Source organism: Synechococcus sp. CCY 0621 (assembly GCF_019038465.1).
Classification (GTDB): Bacteria; Cyanobacteriota; Cyanobacteriia; order PCC-6307; family Cyanobiaceae; genus Cyanobium.
The window spans coordinates 1-15,168 of sequence record NZ_JAFKRH010000010.1; the positions used below are offsets into that span (position 1 = coordinate 1).

Genomic DNA, 15,168 nt, shown 5'->3' on the forward strand with positions numbered 1-15,168 from the left:
GGGGGGGGTGGTGCGGCTGGGCTCCTGCGGCGGTGGCTCCCATCGCTGGTTGTCGCGCCTGCCGCCGTCCTCGGGCTGGGCGTCGCGTTCGCTGCTTTTCGGCTTGTTGACCGGCTTGAAGCTGCCGGTGAGCACGGGCTTGGGCGGGAACTTCTGCACCGGCATCCCCTTGGTCACCGGCTCCATGAAGGCCCGCCAGGCATAGGTGGCCAGGACGCTGGTGGTGCCCGTCCCCCGGTTGTTGTCGTAGCCCAGCCAGACGCCGGTGGTCAGCTGGGGAATCGAACCGATGAACCACAGGTCCCGGGCCCCCTCGGAGGTGCCCGTCTTGCCGGCCACCGGCCGGTCGGCCAGGGCGGCGCCGCCGCCGGTGCCGCCCTGCACCACCTGCTGGAGCATCCACATCATCGCGTCGGCGATGTCGCTGCTGACCGCCCGGGTGCCGCGGGGGCCGTTGGCCCGGCGTGACCAGAGCAGCTCCCCGTCCGGCCCGAAGATCTCCTCGAAGGGCAGCGGCTGGATGTACACCCCCCGGTTGACCAGCGCCGCGTAGGCCGCCGTCATGTCAAGCACCGTCTGGTCGTTGGAGCCGATCGCCATCGACAGATAGCGCCCCAGCTCCCGGTGGATGCCAAGGCTCTTGGCGGTGGCGATCACCGGGTCATAGCCCAGCTTCTGCAGCAGCCCCACCGCCACGATGTTGAGCGAGTTCTGCAACGCCGTGGCCAGACTCACCCGGCCCATGTAGCGATTGCCGAAGTTCTTGGGGCAATAGCTGCCAAAGCAGCGGGCCGAATCAAGCACCGTGTCCTCGGGCTTCATGCCCAGTTTCAGGGCCGTGAGGTAGACGAACAGCTTGAAGGTGGAGCCCGGTGAGCGCAGCGCCTGGGAGGCCCGGTTGAACTGGGTTTTCTCCCAGTCGTTGCCGCCCACCATCGCCCGCACCAGGCCGGTGCCGGGCTCCATGGCCACCAGGGCCCCTTCCATGTTCCCGGTGGCGTAGCTGTCGATTGTTTTCTGGGCCTCGGCCTGCCAGGCTGAATTCAGGCCGCTGCGGATCGTGAGGCCCCCCACCTCCAGCTGCTCCTTGCTGAGCACCTTCGGCAGCTCCTGCTCCAGCCAGCTGGTGTACCAGGGGGCCGGGTTGTAGAAGAATTTCGGTTCGGCCGGCTTCAGCGCCAGGGGGGCAGCCTCGGCCCGCTCCAGCTGGTCGTCGTCGATGAAACCCGCCTCCCGCATGCGACCCAGCACCACCGAGCGCCGCCGCAGGGCCACCTCCGGATTCACCAGCGGTGAATACACCGATGGCGCTGGCGGCAGGCCGGCGATCAGGGCGGCTTCCGGCAGGGTGAGCTGGTCGGGGCGTTTGGAGAAGTAGATCCAGGCGGCATCAGAGACGCCATAGGCGCTGGAGCCGAGGTACACGTAATTGAGGTACTGCTCGAGAATCTGGGCCTTGCTCAGCTGGCGCTCGATCTTCCCGGCCAGCGCCGCCTCCTTGAGCTTGCGCACGATCGTGCGGTCCTGGCTCAGGAACACGGTGCGGGCCAGCTGCTGGGTGATCGTGCTGGCCCCTTCCTCCACGGCGCCCTGCTGCAGGTTGCGCAGCATGGCCCGGCTGATGCCGAACAGATCGATGCCGTCGTGCTGGTAGAAGCGGCGGTCCTCGGCGGCCACGAAGGCGCGCTGGATCAGCAGCGGCATCTTGCCGGCAGGCAGTTTCTCGCGCGTGGCCGGGCCCTTCTTGAGCACCACCTGGCCGTCGGAGGACAGGATCGTGATCGTCCCCGGCCGGTTGAAGCTGGTGATGCGGCCGGCGTCGGGGAGCAATCCGTCGAGGCTGCGCACCAGGGTTGTCTGGCCCAGGGCCACCAGGCCACCGGCGGCGACGGCGGCCATGGCTGGACCGAGCAGGCGCCAGTTGGAACGGCGTGCTGCACCGCTGGTCATGGCAGGGTCAGGTCGCTGTGGCCGATGGCCAGGGCGGTCACGAGCATGCCCAGCACCAGGAACGGCTGGGCGCTGGCCTGATACTTCACATCGAAGGCGACGGGATCACGCAGCAGCCAGATGTCCTGGAAGGTGATCTGGGGGACGATCAGCAGCACCAGCAACACGGCGGCGAAGTGCTGGCCGATGGCGATCAGCACCGCCACCATCGCCAGCTGGAAGAGATCGATCATGCCGGCACTGATCCAGCTGGCCCGTTCGATGCCGAACACCACCGGCAGCGATTGCAGACCCAGGGCCCGGTCGCCCTCGACGCTCTTGAAGTCATTGACGACGGCGATGCCCAGCCCCGCCAGGCTGTAGGCGAGGGTCAGCAGGGCCGTGGCCCAGGTGAGCTGGCCGAACAGGGCCTGGCCGGCCCACCAGGGCAGGGCGATGTAGCTGGCGCCCAGGGCGTAGTTGCCCAGCCAGCCGTTCTGCTTGAGCTTCAGCGGGGGCGCCGAGTAGATGTAGCTCACGAAGGACCCGCCCAGGGCCAGCAGCAGCAGCACCGGTGTGCTGTGGCCAGCCCAGACATCCAGACCCCAGGCCACCGCCAGCCCGGCCAGCAGCAGCACGATGATCTGCAGCCGCACCTGGCCCAGGGGGATGGCACCGGAGGGAATCGGCCGGTAGGGCTCGTTGATCGCGTCGATCTCGCGGTCGTAGTAGTCGTTGATCGTCTGCGTGTAGCCGGCCAGCAAGGGGCCGCTCATCAGCATGCAGGCCACCGAGGCCCCCACCTCCGGCAGGGTCCAGTGGAAATTCCCGGACGCCGCCGCTCCGCAGATCACCCCCCAGATCAGGGGGATCCAGGTGACCGGCTTCATCAGCTGCAGCCGGATCTTCCAGATGTTGGAGCTGCCACTGGCGCCCTTCATGCCGAGCAGCTGCCGGGCGCCACCGGAAACGCCTGGCGAGCCGGCGTTGGTTTCGGGGCTCTGGCTCATGGGTGGGCCGTCTCAGGCAGGGGTGATCTCGTCATCGAAGAACCAGGTGGTGGTGCCTCCGCTGAGCTCCACCACCACACCGATGCCCGTCCCGTCGGTGACGCGGAAGTCCTTCACGGTGCCGGTGGCATCGGCCTTGAGCGCCGCCACCAGATTGGCCGGAATCCGATCGCGCACGCGGGTGACCCGCACCTTCGAGCCGATGGTGATGCCAGCCTGGGCCATGTCCGGCGCGAGTAGAAAGTGGCGCAACCCTAACAGTGAACCCGTGGTCGCCAAGCGGATCATCCCCTGCCTCGACGTGGCCGGCGGCAGGGTGGTGAAGGGCATCAACTTCGTCGGGCTGCGCGATGCCGGCGACCCGGTGGAGCTGGCCTGTCGCTACAGCGTCTCCGGCGCCGACGAGCTGGTCTTCCTCGACATCGCCGCCAGCCACCAGGGCCGCGCCACCCTGGTGGACATGGTGCAACGCACCGCCGAGGCGGTGACGATCCCGTTCACCGTCGGCGGCGGCATCGTCAGCGTCGAGGGCATCACCGAGCTGCTGCGGGCCGGTGCCGACAAGGTGAGCCTCAATTCATCGGCGGTGCGCACCCCGGAACTGGTGGCGGCCGGGGCCGATCGCTTCGGCTGCCAGTGCATCGTCGTGGCCATCGATGCCCGTCGCCGTCCCTCCCAAGGAGAAGAACCGCCGGCCTGGGATGTTTTCGTCAAGGGTGGGCGCGAGAACACCGGCCTCGATGCGGTGGCCTGGGCCCGGCGCGTGGTGGCGCTCGGCGCCGGGGAGATCCTGCTCACCTCCATGGATGGCGATGGCACCCAGGCGGGATACGATCTGGCCCTCACCCGGGCCGTGGTCGAGGCCGTGGAGGTGCCTGTGATCGCCTCCGGAGGCGCCGGTTGCATCGATCACATCGCCGCCGCCCTTGAGGTGGCCGGGGCCTCCGCCGCCCTGCTGGCCTCCATGCTCCATGACGGGGTGCTCACCGTGGAGGAGATCAAGCGCGACCTGCTGCGGCGCGGCCTGCCGGTGCGGCCCCTGCTGGCCCCGCTGCCCACGGCCTGAAGCGGCGGGGACGCTGCCGATCGCATCACCCGCTTCACTGGCCTTAACATTGATATACATACGAAGTTCTTGGTGCATCGGTGAACGCCTTTCTGCTTCTGCCAACGCCCGTGTTCACGGCAATCGCGCTGGTGGTGGTGGTTGTGGTGATCGCCCTTGTGGCCTGGGCGCTGCAGCTGATGCAGGCCGCCACCGACCGCCGCGAATTCTCCCTGATGCTGGCCGGCTGCATGGTCTGCTCGGCGGCCGTCGGCCTGGCCACGGTGATGGTGCTCACCTTCACAAGCCCGGTCCGCCTCGAGGCCCGTGGCCTGACAGCCCCCGAGCTTGAATCGGCCGGTGTCAGCCTCGATGCCATCGTGCTGCCCTGGGATGACTCCGTGACACCTCGCCTTGGCCCCAGTTGATCCCGGGCAGATCAGCGATCTGTTCGACACCATCGCCCCCCGCTACGACCAGCTGAACGATCTGCTCAGCCTGGGGCTGCATCGCCTCTGGAAACGGCAGGCCTTGCTGGTGTTGCGCCCCCGCCCCGGCCAGCGCCTGCTGGATCTCTGCTGCGGCACCGGCGACCTGGCCCTGGTGCTGGCCTCCCGCGTCCGTCCCGGCGGCTTGGTGCTCGGCCTGGACGCGGCCGCCGCCCCGCTGGCCATCGCCCGCCGCCGCGCTGCCCGCCAGCCCTGGCTGCCGCTGCAGTGGCAGCAGGGCGATGCCCTGGCCACCGGCCTGGCCGATGGCTGGGCCGATGGCGCGGTGATGGCCTACGGCCTGCGCAACCTGGCCGATCCCGCCGCCGGCCTGGTGGAGCTGCGGCGCCTGCTGCGGCCGGGCGGGCGGGCGGTGGTGCTGGATTTCAACCGGCCCGATCCGGCCTCGGCCCCGGCGGCCTTCCAGCGCCTCTACCTGCGCCGTCTGGTGGTGCCGGCCGCCCGTGCCGTGGGCCTGCCCGAGCAGTACGCCTGGCTGGAGGAGAGCCTGGCCCGCTTCCCCACCGGCCCAGCCCAGGAGCAGCTGGCCCGGTCCGCCGGATTCTCAGAGGCCCGGCACCGGCCCCTGGCCGGCGGCCTGATGGGGCAGCTGGAACTCCTGGCCTGAGCCACTGGCGTCAGACCCCGGCCGCACCGCTCCGGGTGCATCGATCTGGCAGCATCGAGCCGACTTCCCCGCCGTCCTGGCCAGAACCCGACCGGCCCGCCATGCTCTTCCAGGACATCATCGCCAGCCTCAACCGGTTCTGGGCCGACCAGGGTTGCCTGATCCTGCAGCCCTACGACACCGAGAAGGGCGCCGGCACCATGAGCCCCCACACCGTGCTGCGGGCGATCGGCCCGGAGCCCTGGGCGGTGGCCTACCCCGAGCCCTGCCGGCGCCCCACCGACGGCCGCTACGGCGACAACCCCAACCGGGCCCAGCACTACTTCCAGTACCAGGTGCTGATCAAGCCCTCCCCGGATGCCATCCAGGAGACCTACCTGGCCTCGCTCGAAACCCTGGGCATCCACGCTGCCGAACACGACATCCGCTTCGTGGAGGACAACTGGGAGTCCCCCACCCTCGGCGCCTGGGGCGTGGGCTGGGAGGTGTGGCTCGATGGCATGGAGGTGACCCAGTTCACCTATTTCCAGCAGTGCGGCGGCCTCGACTGCCGACCCGTGTCGATCGAGATCACCTACGGCCTGGAGCGGCTGGCAATGTACCTCCAGGACGTGGAGAGCATCTGGGACCTGCGCTGGAACGGCGAGCGCAGCTACGGCGACATCTGGCTGCCCTTCGAGAAGGGGCAGTGCACCTACAACTTCGAGGCCTCCAACCCCGAACGCCTGCTGCAGCTGTTCGCCCTGCATGAGGCCGAGGCCGCCGATCTGGTGGCGGCGGGACTGCCGGCCCCGGCCCTCGACCACGTGCTCAAGTGCAGCCACACCTTCAACCTGCTTGAGGCCCGCGGCGTCATCTCGGTGACCGAGCGCACCGCCACCATCGGCCGCATCCGCCATCTGGCGCGGCAGGTGGCAGAGGCCTGGCTGGAGGAGCGCCGGGCCCTGGGCTTCCCGTTGCTGGGCGCGCCGCCGGCGTGAAGGGCACCCTGCTGGTGGGGGTGCTGGTGCTCGGCGCCTTCCAGGCTGGCCGGCTCACCGAGCGGGCCATCTGGCCCTGCCGGTTGCGTCCCCTCGCCGCGCTGGTGGCTCCCTTGCTGGGTCAGGAGCTGCCCAGCCCCCAGCTCTGCGAGCTGATGCTCAGGCTGCCGAGTTTCTGAGGCCCCTGGCTGCTGGGCTCAGGGCGCGGTGGCCACCGCCGTGCCTCTGGGAGCGCCACCGAAGAAGAACTTCACGCCCACTTCGATGCCATTCATGTTGACGGAAAAGCCGTTGGCCTGCTGGTCCCCGTTGTTCCATTTCAGGCCCATGTAGCGCCACGACAGGTTCAGATCGGTGTTGTCGCCGATCGCATAGCCCAGACCCACCTGGGCATTGCCGCTGAGGTCCTGCTGGCCGCCCAGCCCGAAGCCGCCGATATCGCCGCGGGCGAAGGCCCGCAGGCGCGGCGAGAGGAAGACGGTGGCCTGGGTGCCCACCAGGGGCTGCACCCAGGTCCGCTGGAAGTTGCGGGTGGGCTCCAGCAGGGTGCGTCCGAAGGGGCCGTCCAGGGAGGCGGCCAGATTCAGGCGGCCATCGATCAGCCGTATCCCGGCATAGGGGATCACCGAGTAGGACCCGGGCTTGCCGATCGCCGATTCCCGCTCACCGAACCGGTAGCGCAGGGCGACGTCGTAGATCCCCAGGGTCTGGCCCACATCGGCCGTCGTCGTGAACAGCTGCCGGGGGCCGACCAGGCGCCCCGCCGAGTCGCCCAGGCTGGTGTACCAGAGGTCGGCCTGCAGGCCCACCCGGTCCTTTTCGATGCTGCCGCGGGCGGAGGCGGCGAACCGCAGGATGTCGAGGATTTGCCCCAGATCCTGGTCCACCTCCGCCTCCAGGCCCCGGATCGTGGTGGTGCCGGTGGTGCGCAGCGGTGCGAAGCCGTACACCTCGACGGTGCCACTCCAGGGGGGGGCGGCAGGGGCCGTCTCCCCAGGTACTGGCGCGGCCTGGGCGGTCTCCGGCGCGGCCGCCAGCTCCGGTCGCGGCAGCCGCAGCTCCTGGCCGATCCAGGTGGCCTCCGGCGCGGAGCCCCGCACCGGGCCGGCCAGGCTCGCCGCCGGCCACAGCGGGGGCAACACCACGGCCAGGCCAGCCAGGACGGGGACCAGGCGGGAGGTGCTCTCGTTCATGGGGAGGGGAGTGGGAGTCAGGACGTTCAAGCCCGGAGGCTGGTACGGGGATGCTCGCCGAACAGGCTGCGGTAATCGCGGGCGAAATGGCCCGCGTTCATGAATCCCCACTGAGCGGCCAGCTCGTGGATCCTCAAGGCCTGTGGATCGGCCGCCAGCAAGGCACGCCGCACGCTGTGCAGGCGACGGATCTTGAGGTAGGCCATCGGGCCCATCCCCAGGTGCTCCCGGAACCCCTGCAGCAGGCTGCGCCGACCGGCCGCGACCTGGCGGCAGAGTCCATCGAGGCTGATCGGCTCCTCGGGATGGTCCTCCATCCAGGCCTGGGCCGCCTTCACCAGCTCGATCCGGGCCGGCGGCCGGGCCAACCGCTCGCCGTGGCCGGTGCGGTGCACCAGGGCCTCCACCAGCAGGGGCACCAGATCCCCGCCCAGCCTCCGGCGGATCACTGCATCCGCCATCAGGGCCGGAGACCGCTCGGCCAGACGGAAGATCCCGCGCAGACAGGCCCTCACCCGCCCGAAGCGCAGCGGATCGATCGCCTGCCAGTTGACACCCTCCAGCGACTCCTCCAGGCCCGTTCCGCCCAGATCGTGGGCCCACTGCAGGAACCGCCCCCGATCCAGGCTCAGCAAGGCCAGGCTGCAGCGTTCGGGGGTGGTGAGGTGGATCTCGCCGGCGGCGGCCAGGCCGAAGAACGCTGTGGACGGCAGCTCCAGCCCGTGGGAGCGCATCACAGGCACGCCGGACTCCTCGCCCAGGTCGAGGGCGATCAGCTGGCGGCCCTTGGGTTTGGGCCCACCCCCGTGCAGGGGGCGATCGAAGCGCAGGCGCAGGACCTGGAGTGCATCGAGGTCGAGGGCCAGCAGCTCGCTGTTTAGCCGGCCGCCGGCGAGCTGGGTGAGCTGCACCGGCAGCAGGGGACTCAGCACCCCTTCCAGGCGGGCGATGTCCTGGATGGAACGGGAGACGGGAGCAGCGGATCCGCACTTTTTGAGTGTTCGGATCGCTCCGCTCTGTGCATCCTTTGGGGGCGTGTCCCCCGAAGGCGTGGCGTCCGTCACGTGACAACTGGGGACCTGAGCCCTCTTCCTACCCCACTTCCTCACCCGCCGGGTGTTCCCCACCATGCCCAACGGCCAGCCCAACATCCTCATCCTCTGGGGCGATGACATCGGCCAGAGCAACCTCAGCTGCTACAGCGACGGCCTGATGGGGTACCAGACCCCCAACATCGACCGGGTCGCCAAGGAGGGCGGCCGCTTCATCCACTACTACGCCGAGCAGAGCTGCACCGCCGGCCGGGCGGCCTTCATCTCCGGCCAGAGCGTGTTCCGCACCGGCCTGAGCAAGGTGGGGCTGCCGGGTGCCGAAATCGGCTATCGCGCCGAGGATCCCACCATCCCCGAACTGCTGCAGCCGCTGGGCTACCGCACCGGCCAGTTCGGCAAGAACCACTTCGGCGACCGCGATGAACATCTGCCGACGATGCACGGCTTCGATGAGTTCTTCGGCAACCTCTACCACCTGAACGCCGAGGAGGAGCCGGAGCTGCCCGACTATCCCAAGCCGGAAGACTTCCCCGATTTCAAGAAGAACTTCGGCCCCCGCGGGGTGCTGCACAGCTGGGCCAATGGTGATGGCACCCAGCGGATCGAGAACACAGGCCCGCTCACCAAGAAGCGCATGGAGAACTGCGACGAGGAGTTCATGGCCGAGGCCAAGCGCTTCATCCGTGACGCCGTGGCTTCGGGAGAGCCGTTCTTCGTGTGGTTCAACACCACCCACATGCACTTCCGCACCCATGCCCGTCCCCAGGACGTCGGCCAGGCGGGGCGCTGGCAGTCGGAGTACCACGACGTGATGATCTATCACGACAACTGCATCGGCGAGATGCTCAACCTGCTCGATGAGCTGGGCATCACCGATGACACGATCGTGATGTACAGCACCGACAACGGGCCCCACATGAACAGCTGGCCCGACGCCGGCATGACCCCCTTCCGCAACGAGAAGAACTCCAACTGGGAAGGGGCCTATCGGGTGCCGGCCATGGTCCGCTGGCCAGGCAAGATCGCCCCGGGAACCCTGTTCACCGGCATCGTCAGCCATCTCGACTGGCTGCCCACCCTGCTGGCGGCCGCTGGCGAACCGGAGATCAAGCAGAAGCTCCTGGAGGGCCACACGGTGGGCGCCAAGACCTTCAAGATCCACCTCGACGGCTACAACATGCTCGACTACTGGACCGGCCAGAGCGACAAGAGCCCCCGGGTGGAATTCTTCTACTTCTCTGACGACGGCGACCTCACCGGCCTGCGCTACGACAACTGGAAGTTCGTCTTCATGGAGCAGCGTCAGCCCGGCACCTGTCAGATCTGGGCCGAACCCTTCGTGACCCTGCGGCTGCCGAAGATCTTCAACCTGCTCACGGATCCCTATGAGCGGGCCGACGTCACCTCCAACACCTACTGGGACTGGATGCTCGACCACGCCTTTGCCCTGGTGCCCGCCCAGACGATCGTGGGCCGATTCCTGGCCACCTTCCAGGCCTATCCGCCCCGCCAGAAGGCCGCCAGCTTCTCCCTGGAGGAGGTGATGGCCAAGATGACCTCCGCCGCCAGCGGCGGTCACTGAGGGCGAGACGCCATGCAGGTCGCGCCATGACTCCGGGGCGCCCCCCGGCGCGGGACATGGTCTGGATCCCAGCAGGCTCCTTCCTGATGGGCTCCGACCACCACTACCCGGAGGAGGCCCCGGCCCACCGGGTGGCGGTGGCGGGGTTCTGGATCGACCGTGCCCCGGTCACCAACGCCCAGTTCCGCAAGTTCGTCAAGGCCACGGGCCACGTCACCGTGGCCGAGCAGCCAGCCGATCCGGCCGCCTATCCCGGCGCCCTGCCGGAGCTGCTGGCGCCGGCCTCGATCGTGTTCGTGCCACCGCCCGGACCGATCGGCACGGGTGATCCCTACCGCTGGTGGCAGTACCTGCCCGGTGCTTGCTGGCGCCATCCCGAAGGCCCGGGCAGCTCCATCAAGGCCCGGGATCACCACCCCGTGGTCCACGTGGCCCATGCGGACGCGGCGGCCTATGCCGCCTGGGCCGGCAAGCAGCTGCCGGCTGAGGCCGAGTGGGAATGGGCCGCCCGCGGCGGACAGGCGGAGGGTGAATTCGCCTGGGGGGATGAGCTGCATCCCGGCGGCCGGCCCATGGCCAACACCTTTCAGGGGGACTTCCCGCACCACAACAGCCTGCTCGACGGCTGGGAGCGCACCTCACCGGTGGGGGCCTTCCCGCCGAACGGCTACGGGCTGCTCGACATGATCGGCAACGTCTGGGAGTGGACCGACGACTGGTACGGCAGCCATGCCGCCACCGCCGACCAGCCTGGGGGATGTTGCCGGGAGGCCAGCATCGACCCCGCGTCCCAGCACGGCAGCCTCCCCCGCAAGGTGGTGAAGGGCGGGTCCTTTCTCTGTGCCCCGAGCTACTGCCGCCGCTACCGGCCCGCCGCGCGCATGGCCCAGGGGATCGACACCTCCACCTGCCACATGGGCTTTCGTTGTCTTGTGAGGAGCTGAACCATGCCGGACCTTCCCCTGCTGGAGTGGATCGACCACTTCGCCATCGCACTGCGGGTCGTGCTGGAGGGCGTGTCGTTGGTGTGCGTGGCGCTGGGGTTTGCAGCCACGCTGCGCCTCAGCGTTCGTCAGACCCTGCGCCAGTCGCAGCTCCTGGGCCACGGGCGCCAATCCCAGGGGCGGCGGTTCAACAGCCTCCGCCTCACTTTCGGCAGCTGGCTGTCGATGGCGCTGGAGTTTCAGTTGGCCGCCGATATCGTGGCCACCACTACGACACCTTCGAACCAGAACCTGATCCAACTGGGAGTCATCGCCGTGATCCGCACCTTCCTCAACATCTTCCTGGGCAGGGAAGTGGAACTGGAACTGAAGTTCGAGGACGCCCAGCGCCAACAGAACCAGCCAGGTTCTCCCACCGATACCTCCCCGACCTGATGGCCAACCTCAACAACGAACTGGCCAAGGAGCGCAACCGGGCGGCCGCTGAACGCACATTGATGGCCTGGATCCGCACCTGCCTGTCGCTGATCAGCTTCGGCTTCGGCCTCGACAAGATCATCGGGGCGATCAACAGCAGCCGCTTCGATGGCAGTGCCCATGCCGGCCTGAGTGTGCGGCTGGTGTCCATGGGGTTCATTCTGGTCGGAATCCTGGCGATGGCGGCGGCCACCCGCCAGCACCTGCGCACCCTGAAGCTGATCCGGCGTGACGACTTTCTCTATGCCGATCAGCGTTCGATCAGCACCCTGACGGCCATCGCACTCACACTCATCGGTGTTGTCGCGTTTGCGCTGCTGGTGATGGGTTCCCCTCTCGGTTGACCTCCATGCCCCAGGCCGCTTCCCTTCTTGTCACGGCCACGATCGTGACCCTGATGTTCAGCCTCGGTCTGGGGCTGAAGCAGTACCCATTCCTGCTGCTCAGGGATCGCCCCGCCTTTCTCTGGCGCGTGGTGCTCGGCACCTGCCTGCTGGTCCCCCTGGCGGGGCTGGTGCTGGTGCTGCTGCCCCTGTATGGCCTGCTGAGCCGCCCGGCCTGGGTGGCCATGGGCCTGATGCTGGCCTGTCCCAGCGCCCCTTTGATCCTGTTCCGGGTGCGCAGCAGTGGCGGCACGGCCGAACTCGCGGCGCGGCTGCAGATTGCTGCGGCGCTGCTGGCCATCGTCACGATTCCGCTGCTGGAGGTCGTGTTCCGTGTCGGCGCCGGACTGCGCGGCTGGGAGATGGTGGATTGGGGCATCACTCCGGCCCAGGTGGCGGGCCAGGTGCTGAAGGTGCAGGTGCTGCCGGTGATCGCCGGCGTCCTGTTGGGCCAATGGAAGCCGCAGCTGGCCCAGCGCTGCAGCCAGGCCCTCGGCCGCCTGGCCACTGTGCTGCTGCTGCTGATGATGGTGGCCTTGCTGCTCCTGAGCAGTAAGCAGTTGCTGCCCTTCCTGCAGCAGAACCTGGTGGGGCTGGCCGCCATGGCCGTCCTCAGCGTGCTCAGCCTGGCGATCGGCTACGGCCTGGCTGGCGCGGACCCACTGGAGCGCCGCACCGTGGCCCTGGTGACGGGCATGCGCAACACGGGCCTGGCGGCCCAGCTGGCCGTGACCTACGGCAAAGGCCTGCCCGATCTGGTTCCCGGGATCCTCTCCTACGTGCTGATCACGGTGATCGTCACCAGTCTGTTTCTGAAATGGCAGCAACGGCAGCTGGCGCCCTCCGGCCAGGCCTCTGGCTGATCAGGCGTTCGGGTCGCCGGTCTTTGGCACGGTGCTGGTGTTGCCTCGGCGGGGCCGCCTGTCTTTCGGCGCCGTTCGCCAACCTGTACAGGCTGTACAGAAGTCCTCCCGGCCAGGTAGGCGGCACTCCCCCCTTGGGGACACGATCGCCGCCGCCGCCACCACCGCCGCCGACGCCGGGAACTCTGGAGCATGCTCCGTTCCCCCCTGCTGCCGCTGCTGCTGCTGCTCCTGGTGCTGCTGCAGGCCCAGCTGCGGCCGCTCCAGCCAGCCGCCGGGGATCCGCTGCGGCTGCTCGCCGGTGGGGACGGGCCCCAGCCGGCGATCCTGACGGGTCGGCTCTTGAGCGATCCGGTGGCCAGCGCGGCTTCCGGGGCTCCCCCCGCCGGCCAGGCCGGCCCCTGCCGGGTACTGCTGCAGACGGCAGGGGGCCGCAGCGAGTTGAGCTTCCGCACCTGTCCGGCCCTGCGCGAGGGCTGGGAGGTGCGGGTGAGCGGCCAGCTGCGGCGTCCCCGGCCGGCCCCCCACCCGCTGCTGGCCGGGCCGGCCGAGCGCCTGGCCCGCCAGGGCAGCTGGACTCGCCTGACGGTGGAGGAGCAGGAGGTGCTGCGCCGGCCCGCCACCCCGATCGCCGATCTGCGCCGCAGCATCGCCGCCCGATTCATCGCCGCGGCGGGTCCGGAGCGGGGCGGCCTGTTGGCGGCCCTGGTGCTGGGCAGCGCCGTGGTGCCCCTGCCGGCGGAGCTGCGCGCCGACTTCCGGGTCGCCGGCCTCTCCCATGCTCTGGCGGCCTCGGGATTCCACCTCAGCGTCCTGCTGGGGGCGGTGCTGGCCCTTGGCCGGGGCCTCGGTCGCTGGACGCGGCTGGCCCTGGGCGGTGGCGCCATGGCCCTGTTCCTGATGCTGGCCGGGGCCCAGCCCTCGGTGGTGCGGGCGGTGCTGATGGGGGCCATCGCCCTGGTGCTGCTCGAGAGCGGCCGGCGGGCCCGCCCCCTCGGACTTCTTGGCCTGAGCCTGGCGGGCATGCTGCTGCTGCGGCCGGCCTGGCTGCACGACGTCGGTTTCCAGCTCAGCGCCGCCGCCACCGCCGGCCTGGTGTTGACGGCCAGGCCCCTGGAGCAGGCCCTGGCCCAGCGCCTGCCTGGGCTGGGCTGGCTGGCGCCCGCCGTGGCGGTGCCGGTGGCGGCCAGCCTCTGGACCCTGCCGCTGCAACTGCTCCACTTCGGTGTGGTGCCCCTCTACGCCGTGCCGGCCAACCTGCTGGCGGCCCCCCTGCTGACGCCGCTCACCCTCGGGGCCATGGCCCTGGCGGTGGTGGCCGTGTCGCTGCCGGCCCTGGTGGTGCCGTTGCTGCTGCCCCTCGGCTGGCTGGCCGCGTTACTGCTCCAGCTCGCCCACGCCGTCGCCGGCCTTCCCCTGGCCCAGTGGCAGAGCGGCCGACCCCTGCCCCTGCTGGTGCTGCTGTTCACGCTGGCCTTGCTGGGGCTGGTGCTTCCCGGCCTGGGTCAGCGCCGGCGGCGGCTGGCGGCTGGCCTGGGCCTAGGGGTTCTGGTTCTGCATCTGGTGCTGCTGGGCGGCGACCAGCTGCTGCTGGTGCACCAGGGGGTGGGGGGCCCCGCCCGCAACCTGGTGCTGGCCCGGCACCGTGGCCGCGCCGCCCTGGTCAGCACCCGCGCCGATGGCTTCAGCTGCCGCCAGGCCGGCCAGCTGGCCCAGGGGCTGGGGGTGGCCCGCTTCGACTGGACCCTGCTGCTGGATCCGGTGGCGGGCGCCGATCCGGCCTGCTGGAGCCGTCTGGCGGCGCGGGTGGTGGCCTATGGCGATGGGGCGGCCCCTTTGGCGGCCGGTCAGCGGCTGGCGAGCCAGGGGCTGGCGGTGCAGGCCCTGGCCATGGACAGCCACGCCCTGCGTCTGCAGCTGGGCCGTCAGCGCTGGTTGCTGCTGCCCGATCGGCAGTCACTGGCCAGCTGGCGATCGGGCCAAACAGCAACGGCTGCAAAGGCGTCCGCAGGCAAGGCGGCGGAGTCCGTGTGGCTGGGCGTCCGCCCCCGGCCCGCCGACCACCGCGCCCTGCTGGCCCACGGGCCGCGGCAGGTGTGGCTCAGTGGACCTGGCCCCGCCGGAGCCCCCCTGCCGCGGGGGTGGCGGGCCAGTGGGCCGAACGGCGCGCTGACCGCTCCGTAAGATGCTGTCTGGCCGAAGGGTCAGGAGAGGTGGCTGAGTGGTCGAAAGCGAACGACTCGAAATCGTTTGAAGGGAAACCTTCCGTGGGTTCGAATCCCACCCTCTCCGTTTCACTTCAACAGCCAGCGTGGCCGTTGCCATCAACCTGACAACGCCAGGCTTGAATCAGGAATGGAACAGCAACACCAGGCCTGATTTCACCTGGTGAAACTCCCGTTCCTCCCGGCTCAGATCCAGGCCCACCTGCAGCCCCTCCTTCAGCGCCACATCAAACGGCGGGGCCGGTGGCGGCTTGCCGTCGCACCAGAGCGCCGCAATGCCCACCGAGGTGGCATGCCAGCGGAAACAGGCGGTCTCGCCGATGGAAGGCTCAAGCAGGGCGTCTTCGAGAAGCTCGCGGATCGCCATCG

17 protein-coding genes and 1 tRNA gene are annotated in these 15,168 nt (G+C 69.5%); 12 read left to right on the top strand and 6 right to left on the bottom strand.

Features of this window, described 5'->3' with window-relative positions:
- From KUG43_RS01995 to petP, 3 genes are all read right to left on the bottom strand, one after another.
- On the bottom strand, positions 1–1,950 hold a 1,950-nt coding region (locus tag KUG43_RS01995), incomplete at its 3' end, for a transglycosylase domain-containing protein (RefSeq protein ID WP_286194316.1).
- Complete coding sequence (gene chlG, locus KUG43_RS02000; RefSeq protein ID WP_216905547.1) at positions 1,947–2,939, bottom strand: chlorophyll synthase ChlG; 993 nt, start codon at positions 2,937–2,939, stop codon at positions 1,947–1,949. The genes KUG43_RS01995 and chlG, both read right to left, overlap by 4 nt.
- Before the next feature lie 12 nt (positions 2,940–2,951).
- Positions 2,952–3,164 carry a cytochrome b6f subunit PetP gene (petP, locus tag KUG43_RS02005; RefSeq protein WP_216905549.1) on the bottom strand — a complete coding sequence of 71 codons (213 nt, stop codon included), beginning with the start codon at positions 3,162–3,164 and terminating at the stop codon, positions 2,952–2,954.
- Positions 3,165–3,207: 43 nt separating this feature from the next.
- Here petP and hisF point away from each other — a divergent pair, with 43 nt between their 5' ends.
- The 5 genes from hisF to KUG43_RS02030 all read left to right on the top strand — a co-directional run bounded on the left by hisF (position 3,208) and on the right by KUG43_RS02030 (position 6,259).
- Positions 3,208–4,005, top strand: coding sequence for an imidazole glycerol phosphate synthase subunit HisF (gene hisF, locus KUG43_RS02010; protein WP_216905551.1), 798 nt, complete (start codon positions 3,208–3,210; stop codon positions 4,003–4,005).
- 110 nt (positions 4,006–4,115) lie between these two features.
- Positions 4,116–4,412: a hypothetical protein gene (locus KUG43_RS02015; RefSeq protein WP_353617903.1), complete on the top strand. Its 297-nt coding sequence runs from the start codon at positions 4,116–4,118 to the stop codon at positions 4,410–4,412.
- The gene (gene ubiE / locus KUG43_RS02020) at positions 4,399–5,100 is read left to right on the top strand and encodes a bifunctional demethylmenaquinone methyltransferase/2-methoxy-6-polyprenyl-1,4-benzoquinol methylase UbiE (protein WP_216905554.1); all 702 of its coding nucleotides are present in this window, start codon (positions 4,399–4,401) and stop codon (positions 5,098–5,100) included. The genes KUG43_RS02015 and ubiE overlap by 14 nt, the downstream gene beginning before the upstream one ends.
- A 101-nt stretch (positions 5,101–5,201) precedes the next feature.
- Complete coding sequence (gene glyQ / locus KUG43_RS02025; protein ID WP_216905556.1) at positions 5,202–6,080, top strand: glycine--tRNA ligase subunit alpha; 879 nt, start codon at positions 5,202–5,204, stop codon at positions 6,078–6,080.
- The gene (locus tag KUG43_RS02030) at positions 6,077–6,259 is read left to right on the top strand and encodes a hypothetical protein (protein WP_216905558.1); all 183 of its coding nucleotides are present in this window, start codon (positions 6,077–6,079) and stop codon (positions 6,257–6,259) included. Before glyQ ends, KUG43_RS02030 begins: the two co-directional genes overlap by 4 nt.
- Positions 6,260–6,277: 18 nt before the next feature.
- Here KUG43_RS02030 and KUG43_RS02035 read toward each other — a convergent pair whose 3' ends face one another.
- Together KUG43_RS02035 and KUG43_RS02040 are read right to left on the bottom strand one after the other, a co-directional pair.
- Complete coding sequence (locus KUG43_RS02035; RefSeq protein WP_216905559.1) at positions 6,278–7,273, bottom strand: putative outer membrane beta-barrel protein; 996 nt, start codon at positions 7,271–7,273, stop codon at positions 6,278–6,280.
- A 26-nt stretch (positions 7,274–7,299) separates the two neighbouring features.
- Complete coding sequence (locus KUG43_RS02040) at positions 7,300–8,205, bottom strand: helix-turn-helix domain-containing protein (RefSeq protein ID WP_353617904.1); 906 nt, start codon at positions 8,203–8,205, stop codon at positions 7,300–7,302.
- Positions 8,206–8,401: 196 nt separating this feature from the next.
- Here KUG43_RS02040 and KUG43_RS02045 point away from each other — a divergent pair, with 196 nt between their 5' ends.
- From KUG43_RS02045 to KUG43_RS02075, 7 genes are all read left to right on the top strand, one after another.
- Positions 8,402–9,907 (top strand): arylsulfatase, encoded by a 1,506-nt coding sequence (locus KUG43_RS02045; protein WP_216905563.1) that lies wholly within the window; start codon positions 8,402–8,404, stop codon positions 9,905–9,907.
- Between the two features lie 26 nt (positions 9,908–9,933).
- Entirely contained in the window at positions 9,934–10,851 is a 918-nt protein-coding gene (locus tag KUG43_RS02050; RefSeq protein ID WP_286194317.1) for a formylglycine-generating enzyme family protein, read from the top strand.
- Between the two features lie 3 nt (positions 10,852–10,854).
- On the top strand, positions 10,855–11,286 hold the full coding sequence (locus KUG43_RS02055) for a DUF1622 domain-containing protein (RefSeq protein ID WP_216905565.1): 432 nt from the start codon (positions 10,855–10,857) through the stop codon (positions 11,284–11,286).
- Positions 11,286–11,672: a YidH family protein gene (locus tag KUG43_RS02060; protein ID WP_216905567.1), complete on the top strand. Its 387-nt coding sequence runs from the start codon at positions 11,286–11,288 to the stop codon at positions 11,670–11,672. Before KUG43_RS02055 ends, KUG43_RS02060 begins: the two co-directional genes overlap by 1 nt.
- Positions 11,673–11,677: 5 nt before the next feature.
- Positions 11,678–12,574, top strand: coding sequence for a bile acid:sodium symporter family protein (locus KUG43_RS02065; protein ID WP_216905569.1), 897 nt, complete (start codon positions 11,678–11,680; stop codon positions 12,572–12,574).
- A 192-nt stretch (positions 12,575–12,766) separates the two neighbouring features.
- Positions 12,767–14,758, top strand: a complete 1,992-nt coding sequence (locus KUG43_RS02070) for a ComEC/Rec2 family competence protein (protein WP_216905571.1) — start codon at positions 12,767–12,769, stop codon at positions 14,756–14,758.
- A gap of 23 nt (positions 14,759–14,781) precedes the next feature.
- A tRNA-Ser gene (locus KUG43_RS02075) sits at positions 14,782–14,866 on the top strand.
- A 57-nt stretch (positions 14,867–14,923) separates the two neighbouring features.
- Here KUG43_RS02075 and KUG43_RS02080 read toward each other — a convergent pair.
- A complete protein-coding gene (locus tag KUG43_RS02080) occupies positions 14,924–15,166 on the bottom strand; it encodes a DUF8674 family protein (protein WP_216905573.1) in 243 nt (80 codons plus the stop codon).
- Positions 15,167–15,168 lie beyond the last annotated feature (2 nt).

Bases quoted from the DNA above. Each gene is read 5' to 3' on its own strand.
- KUG43_RS02045 (WP_216905563.1), top strand. From the start codon at position 8,402: ATGCCCAACGGCCAGCCCAACATCCTCATCCTCTGGGGCGATGACATC.
- petP (WP_216905549.1), bottom strand. From the start codon at position 3,164: ATGGCCCAGGCTGGCATCACCATCGGCTCGAAGGTGCGGGTCACCCGC.
- KUG43_RS02080 (WP_216905573.1), bottom strand. From the start codon at position 15,166: ATGGCGATCCGCGAGCTTCTCGAAGACGCCCTGCTTGAGCCTTCCATC.
- KUG43_RS02050 (WP_286194317.1), top strand. From the start codon at position 9,934: ATGACTCCGGGGCGCCCCCCGGCGCGGGACATGGTCTGGATCCCAGCA.
- KUG43_RS02055 (WP_216905565.1), top strand. From the start codon at position 10,855: ATGCCGGACCTTCCCCTGCTGGAGTGGATCGACCACTTCGCCATCGCA.
- KUG43_RS02035 (WP_216905559.1), bottom strand. From the start codon at position 7,273: ATGAACGAGAGCACCTCCCGCCTGGTCCCCGTCCTGGCTGGCCTGGCC.
- KUG43_RS02060 (WP_216905567.1), top strand. From the start codon at position 11,286: ATGGCCAACCTCAACAACGAACTGGCCAAGGAGCGCAACCGGGCGGCC.
- glyQ (WP_216905556.1), top strand. From the start codon at position 5,202: ATGCTCTTCCAGGACATCATCGCCAGCCTCAACCGGTTCTGGGCCGAC.
- KUG43_RS02065 (WP_216905569.1), top strand. From the start codon at position 11,678: ATGCCCCAGGCCGCTTCCCTTCTTGTCACGGCCACGATCGTGACCCTG.
- KUG43_RS02070 (WP_216905571.1), top strand. From the start codon at position 12,767: ATGCTCCGTTCCCCCCTGCTGCCGCTGCTGCTGCTGCTCCTGGTGCTG.
- chlG (WP_216905547.1), bottom strand. From the start codon at position 2,939: ATGAGCCAGAGCCCCGAAACCAACGCCGGCTCGCCAGGCGTTTCCGGT.